Origin of the sequence: Pseudoalteromonas sp. SG43-6, from assembly GCF_014164365.1 — a bacterium.
In the GTDB taxonomy this organism is placed as follows: domain Bacteria; phylum Pseudomonadota; class Gammaproteobacteria; order Enterobacterales; family Alteromonadaceae; genus Pseudoalteromonas; species Pseudoalteromonas rhizosphaerae.
Genome location: NZ_JACJEZ010000096.1, coordinates 1 through 6,744, shown reverse-complemented (window position 1 = coordinate 6,744; position 6,744 = coordinate 1). Strand labels below are relative to the sequence as shown.

The 6,744-nt window shown below is 40.7% G+C and carries 4 protein-coding genes; all 4 read right to left on the bottom strand.

Annotation, left to right across the window (positions count from 1 at the left end; translation table 11 throughout):
* Positions 1–141: 141 nt before the first annotated feature.
* Positions 142–1,260 carry a non-hydrolyzing UDP-N-acetylglucosamine 2-epimerase gene (gene wecB, locus H5201_RS21865; protein WP_182785389.1) on the bottom strand — a complete coding sequence of 373 codons (1,119 nt, stop codon included), beginning with the start codon at positions 1,258–1,260 and terminating at the stop codon, positions 142–144.
* 1,456 nt (positions 1,261–2,716) lie between these two features.
* Positions 2,717–4,966: a polysaccharide biosynthesis tyrosine autokinase gene (locus H5201_RS21860; protein ID WP_182785388.1), complete on the bottom strand. Its 2,250-nt coding sequence runs from the start codon at positions 4,964–4,966 to the stop codon at positions 2,717–2,719.
* 14 nt (positions 4,967–4,980) lie between these two features.
* Positions 4,981–5,415 carry a low molecular weight protein-tyrosine-phosphatase gene (locus tag H5201_RS21855; RefSeq protein ID WP_149980561.1) on the bottom strand — a complete coding sequence of 145 codons (435 nt, stop codon included), beginning with the start codon at positions 5,413–5,415 and terminating at the stop codon, positions 4,981–4,983.
* A 13-nt stretch (positions 5,416–5,428) separates the two neighbouring features.
* Positions 5,429–6,547, bottom strand: coding sequence for a polysaccharide export protein (locus H5201_RS21850; RefSeq protein ID WP_182785387.1), 1,119 nt, complete (start codon positions 6,545–6,547; stop codon positions 5,429–5,431).
* Between the last annotated feature and the right edge of the window lie 197 nt (positions 6,548–6,744).

Genomic DNA, 6,744 nt, shown 5'->3' with positions numbered 1-6,744 from the left:
TAGGTTCTAGGTTCTAGGTTCTAGGTTCTAGGTTCTACAAATTTTAATTTTAAACTTTTTATGGCAAGCTTTATTTATGTATTTTTTAAGCTTGCCATTATTTTTTGTAAAGTACTGCGCGGGGTAAACCCACGCCTACGCTTATTTTTTTGCTAAAATATCACAAATGCGTTGGCATGCTTGGCCGTCACCGTACGGGTTATGGGCGCGGCTCATTGCTTTGTATGCAGCATCATCAGCTAATAACTCATTTAGTGAAGAAGTAATTTTTGCTACGTCAGTGCCAACTAATTTAACTGTACCAGCCTCTACTGCTTCTGGACGTTCTGTTGTATCACGCATTACCAGTACCGGCTTACCTAAGCTTGGCGCTTCTTCTTGTATGCCACCTGAGTCAGTTAAAATAATATGTGAGCGATTCATTAAATATACAAATGGTAAGTATTGCTGTGGCTCTATTAAATGTACGTTGTCTACATCTTTTAATATACGCTTTACTGGCTCTTGAACATTTGGGTTTAAATGCACTGGGTAAAGTATTTGCGTATCTGGGTGAGCTTTAGCTGTTTGCGCTAGCGCTTCACAAATTCGCTCAAACCCACCACCAAAGCTTTCACGGCGATGGCCCGTGACTAAAATAAGTTTTTTATTTTCATCAAGCATAGGGAATTGTGATGCTAATGTGTTACTTAACTGTGTATCATTTTCTATTTGTTGCTTAACAAGTAGTAAAGCATCAATAACCGTATTACCGGTTACAAATATATTTTCGCTTGCGTAATTTTCTTTCAGCAAGTTAGCTTTTGAAGTATCCGTTGGTGCAAAGTGGAATTGTGTTAATGCACCAGTTAGTTTTCGGTTACCTTCTTCAGGCCATGGCGAATAAATATTACCTGTACGTAAACCTGCCTCAACGTGACCTACTGCAATTTGCTCATAGTAAGCTGCTAAGCTCGCAGCAAACGTAGTTGCGGTATCACCATGAACAAGCACAACGTCAGGCTTAAATTCTTTAAGTACAGGAGTTAATTCTTGCAAAATACGGCTTGTAACTTCTGGCAGGGTTTGCCCTGCTTTCATTAAGTTTAAATCGTACTCAGGGGTAATTTTAAAAAGCTCAAGTACTTGGTCTAGCATTTCACGGTGCTGTGCAGTTACACATACTTTAGCGTCAAAACGACTATCGTTAGCTAGGGCATGAACAAGAGGTGCCATTTTAATGGCTTCTGGGCGAGTACCAAATACTGTTAATACTTTCACTTTACATCCTTTGTGAGTTTTAAAATAAATATTTATCAGCTATCAGAGTAACGCGACTATGTTGCATTACGGTGTCAAATTCTAGGTTCTAGGTTCTAGGTTCTAGGTTCTAGGTTCTAGGTTAATCAGTTTAAAAACCGCTACGGGCTTTGTGCAACGAGCAGCGAGCTAATTAATCTAGCAAAAACCATTTTCACCACCGAGTCGCTTTGCTGAACAGAGAAAACAAATCTCTTTTGTTTCCTCTGTGAACTCTGTGTTCTCTGTGGTGAATATTTACTTTTTCGCTTAAAAACGCGGGATAAACCTATGCCTACAAAACAATTTTTACCACCGAGGGCACCGAGTCGCTTTGCTGCACTGAGAAACCATTCGCGGCTAAAGCCGGCTCCTACGTTTTAAGACATAGGTGCTAGATTTTAGGATCAAGGTTCTAGTTTCTTTTGCCTTTCACCTAGTACCTTTAATCTTCGAGCCCTCCGTGGTGGACCTTCCTCTTTTTTCGGGCTAAAGCCCGACCTACATAAACCATCTACACAAAAATCGTGTGGGAGGTTAAATGAGAAGAGATTAACCTATGCTTTACATGATTTCTTAACACAATACCTCATAAACCATTTTTACCACCGTGGTGTTCGCTACACCGAAAAACCATTCGTGGCGAAAGCCGACTCCTACGTGTTCTTTGTGGTAAACCTTTTACTTTAATTGCAACTGCACGGCATATAGCCCCGTCTACAAAACAAGTTCTACCACCGAGGCGTTCGCTACATCGAGAAAAGCTAGATAAAAGTTAATTTATTAGCTCTCTAATCTCTACCTCCGTGAACTCAGTGTCCTCTGTGGTGAATTTACTTAATTTTTTACCACCGAGAACACCGAGGCGCTTTGCTGCACCGAAAAACCATTCGTGGCTAAAGCCGACTCCTACATGTTCTTTGTGGTGAACCTTTTACTTTTATCACAACTGCACGGCATAAAGCCCCGCCTATAAAAAATTTTTACCACCGAAGCGTTCGCTACATCGAGAAAAGCTAGATAAAAGTTAATTTATTAGCTCTCTAATCTCTACCTCCGTGAACTTAGTGTCCTCTGTGGTGAATTTACTTAATTTTTTACCACCGAGGGAACAGAGGCGCTTTGCTGCACCGAAAAACCATTCGTGGCTAAAGCCGACTCCTACATGTTCTTTGTGGTGAACCTTTTACTTTTATCACAACTGCGCGGCATAAAGCCCCGTCTACATTTGAAACCAAAGGTTCTAGGTTCTAGATTTTAGGTCCTAGTCACTATCCTAGAACCTAGTTTTTTTTTAACCTTTCCCCTAGTACCTTTAACTTTTAACCTTTCTCGGTGGCAAGCCACTCGCCTACATTTGAAACCAAAGGGTTTAGGTGCTAGTTACTTCCATAGCACCTATTGAACCTTTTTAGCGATATAAAATCGCCGCTACGTTTTACTTATCCGATTTATATTCGTAATTGTAGTAACCGTAATAGCCGTAAGCGTTACTGGCTTTTTTAACTACACCATTGAACACTACGCCTTTAACATCTGTGCCATTTTGTTCAAAACGATTACGGGTAAGTTCGATCTCTTTAATATGGTTTTGGCCAAAACGTGTTACTAATAATGTAGTGCCAGTATGGGCGCTAACTATTGCCGGATCGGTTACCGCTAAAATAGGTGGTGTATCAACAATTATTATATCGTATGCGCTACTTACCTCGGCAACTAGCTTACTAAAATTACTGTGCATCAGTAACTCTGATGGGTTTGGTGGTATTTGCCCACGGGTAATAACACTCAACCCTTCTACAGTGGTTGGCTTGGTTACTTGCTCAAGGTTTAAACGCCCAGATAAGTAATCACTCAAGCCATCATCCCACTTTAAACCAAACTGGGTTTGTAAGTAGCCTTTACGCATATCGGCATCGATTATCAGTACTTTTTTACCGCTTTGTGCCAATACTGCTGCTAAGTTAACTGATACAAATGATTTACCCACACCCGGGCTTGGGCCGGAAATTGCAATTAGGTTATTTTTAGCTTCCATCATCGCAAAATGTAAACTAGTACGTAGGCTACGCAGTGCCTCAATTGATAAATCCGCTGGGTTATCAAGTGCCAATATAGACTTAGGTTTATTCGCTTTATTTTTAAGCGCTTTGCTAAAACCAGTGAGTTTATCTTGATAATCTGAGTACGGTACGCTGGCATATACTGGCAGGCCAATTGCCTCAATTTCGTTTGGATCTTCAACGCCTTTGTGCATGGCTTTTTGCACCAGCACAATTGCAACAGCTAACATACCACCTAGCATAGTAGCCATCACGACTATCAAGGCTTTTTTAGGCTTAACAGGTTTCGAGGTATTCACCTCTGCAAAATCAATAATACGTACGTTACCTACTGTACCGGCACGCACTATATCAAGCTCTTGGGTTTTGCTTAGTAATAGCGTATAAATTTGGTTACTTACTTCTACATCGCGTTTTAAGCGCAGTAACTCTTGTTGAGTCTCTGGTAGGTTACCTACTTCACCAACTAATTCTTTTTTCTGCTCATTAACGGCGTTGATTTGCTCAATTAAGCCTTGGTAAGTTGGGTGGTCTTTTTTAAACTTGCGGCTCATTTCTAAACGCTTTAACTCAAGCTCTTGTAGTTTTGTTTCAAGTTTAACTACTTGCTCTAATACGCCTTGCGTTTCAAGGGTAATATTAATTGACTGACGTTTAATTTGGTAATCGTTAAAACGTTGCTCGGCAAATTCAAGTTGCTTTTTAATTTCTGGTAATTGTACTTCTAAAAACTCTAGGGATTTTTGTGCTTCGGCTGAATTACGTTCAACATTACGGCGTACATAAATACCCGCCACTTTATCTAGCACTTTTTCAGCATAATGTGGTTGTTCGCTCTGTAGGCTTAGGTTAATTATGCCTGAATCTTTTCCCTTTTCACTGGCACCAATCGCAGCTTGTAAATCTAAAATCGTATTTAAGCGATCTTTACGCAGTATTGTAAATTCAGTACCGGCACGAGCATTTAAACTACGTATCGTTAAGTTAAACTTACCATTGGTTAATTCTTGCCCTACTTTACCCGCTAATATTTGTTCGCCTTCGTCATTTAATAATGCCACAGCATTATTTTCTTGCGCTACTAATGTAAACTCGATACCTACAGCAGATCGTGGTACATCAAACCTAAATACATCAATGCTCTCACCGCCCCACGCATATGAGATCGCGCCAAAACTCGGCTCAGCTAACTCACCTTCGTTCATAGGGCTAAATTTACGAAACGCACGGCTACCTATAAATGGGAATAATTTGGGCTCTGCAACTACATCAAGGTGCAATGTATCAACCGCTTCGCCAATGACTGAACGTGATTTTAGCAGCTCAATTTCAGTAACCGCAGCTGAAGTACTTTCAAACATGCCCGACATATCGTCAAAACCTGGCACTGAGCCACCACTTTCTTCAACTTGGATCATCGCCGTTGCTTGATATACCGGGGTCGAAAATACCGCGTAAACCACACCAACAGCCATAAACGCAGCTGTTAAGGCGATTATAAAATATTTACGATCTATCAAAGCACCTAACAGTGCCATTAGGTCAATTTCTTGGCTTGCTTGTGCCTGTTGTTCAGACAACCGATTTTGTTTGTTTGCTGCTAATGCAGTGGGCTGAGCATTCATGTACTAGCCTATCCTTATAAATACTTTTGCCAAGCGCTACAGGCGCTGTCGATTAATGCATAAACGTGTTCAAACGCTTCAAGACTCTGCCGATATGGATCTGGAACTTCTTTATCATCCAACCATTTACCGAGTAAAAAGGTTTTTCCGCGCGCTTCAGGATAACGACTACAGAGATCAGTTAAATGGCGTTGTTCCATCACTAAAATCACACTGTTTTGCGCAACTAGGCTTGATGTTAACTGCCGGCCTTGGTGCTCGTCCATATTTATACCATTCGTTGCAGCAATCTGCTTTGCTGTCGCGTCGGCAGCTTTACCTTCAAGCGCGGTTAAACCAGCAGACGATACTTTGATATTTTTACCAGCTAACTTACTTTTTAATACGTATTCAGCCGTTGGACTGCGGCAAATATTACCTGCGCACACTACTAAAATAGAATCAAACATCTTTTATTAACCCTTAATTAGTGTTGGCTACATCGTTAACAGCATCTACTGTTGATATTGATGGTAGTAATAGGCTAATTACACGGTTCCAACGAGCAAGCGGTGCCGATGTTACATATACTATATCGTGAGGTTGTAATTCAAATTGCTCGGCCAATACCAACGCTGCAACATTTTTTGCATGCAGCTGGTATACATCGGCAATCACACCATCGGTTTCAAGGTTACGTTTACGTAGCACAAACACACCATTTGCATCGGCAGTGTTTTCGTTTAGTCCACCGGAATTACTGAGTGCTTCAGCAAGGTTTAAACCATAACGGTTTACATCAACTGAACCCGCTTTTTTAACATCTCCTAAAACAAAAACACGCTGTAAATCATTACGGTTTACATGCACTATATCGCCATGTTGTAACAAACGGTTTTGCGAAATATCGCCATGCGCATAAAAATCATCAAGCTTTATTACTTCTGTTTTGTCGCCGCGAGTAAACGTTACTGTGCGCCAATCAGCATTCTCAGTCAGTCCGCCGGCTTGATTTAAGGCATCAATCAATGTGAGTGGTATTTCGGTTACTGGGTATACACCAGGCTTAGTTACTTCGCCAGTTACGTAAGCTTTTTGGCTGCGAAAACCAACCACTTTGATATCAACTTGCGGATCTTCAATCACCCGACTTAAGCGTTTAACTAACTCATTGTGTACTTGTTGTACTGTTTTACCTGCAGCCTGAATATTCGGCGCATAAGCGTAAGTAATGGTACCGTCTGCTTGCACGCGAAAACCATCAAACTCAGCGGTACGTTGTACTGCAGCTGGTATGGTTAATTCTGGGTGATCCCATACACCAATGGTAAGTACATCACCTACACCAAGTATGTATTCGTAATTATTAACATTTAAACCATCAAGGCTTGAAGGTGACTTAGTTTTTTTGCGCGATTGTTTTTGCTGATAAATTAAAGATGAGTCAATAATTTGAATATTTACTTTTTCAAGGTCTTGTTCAAGGTTTTTTGTTTGTTCACCCGATTCGATTCCTTCGAAATGGCTACCGGGGATGATTGTACAACCTGTCATTGTTAGCAACGTGAGTGATGCTACAAGTGTTTTACAGCTTAGCGCCATTGTTTATTCCCAAATAATATTAAATTCTAAAACTTTCAGCTTATTTTAAATATATTGCTGTTATTTTTTGCTGGCTAATTAAAGCATGGCTATCCTTGCTTCGCAAGGTTGCTTGCACGTTTACTGTGCAAGCAGTTAACTTTTTTGTTAATTTAGTTAAAAGCTTCGGGCTTCGGGCTTCGGGCTTCGGGCTTCGG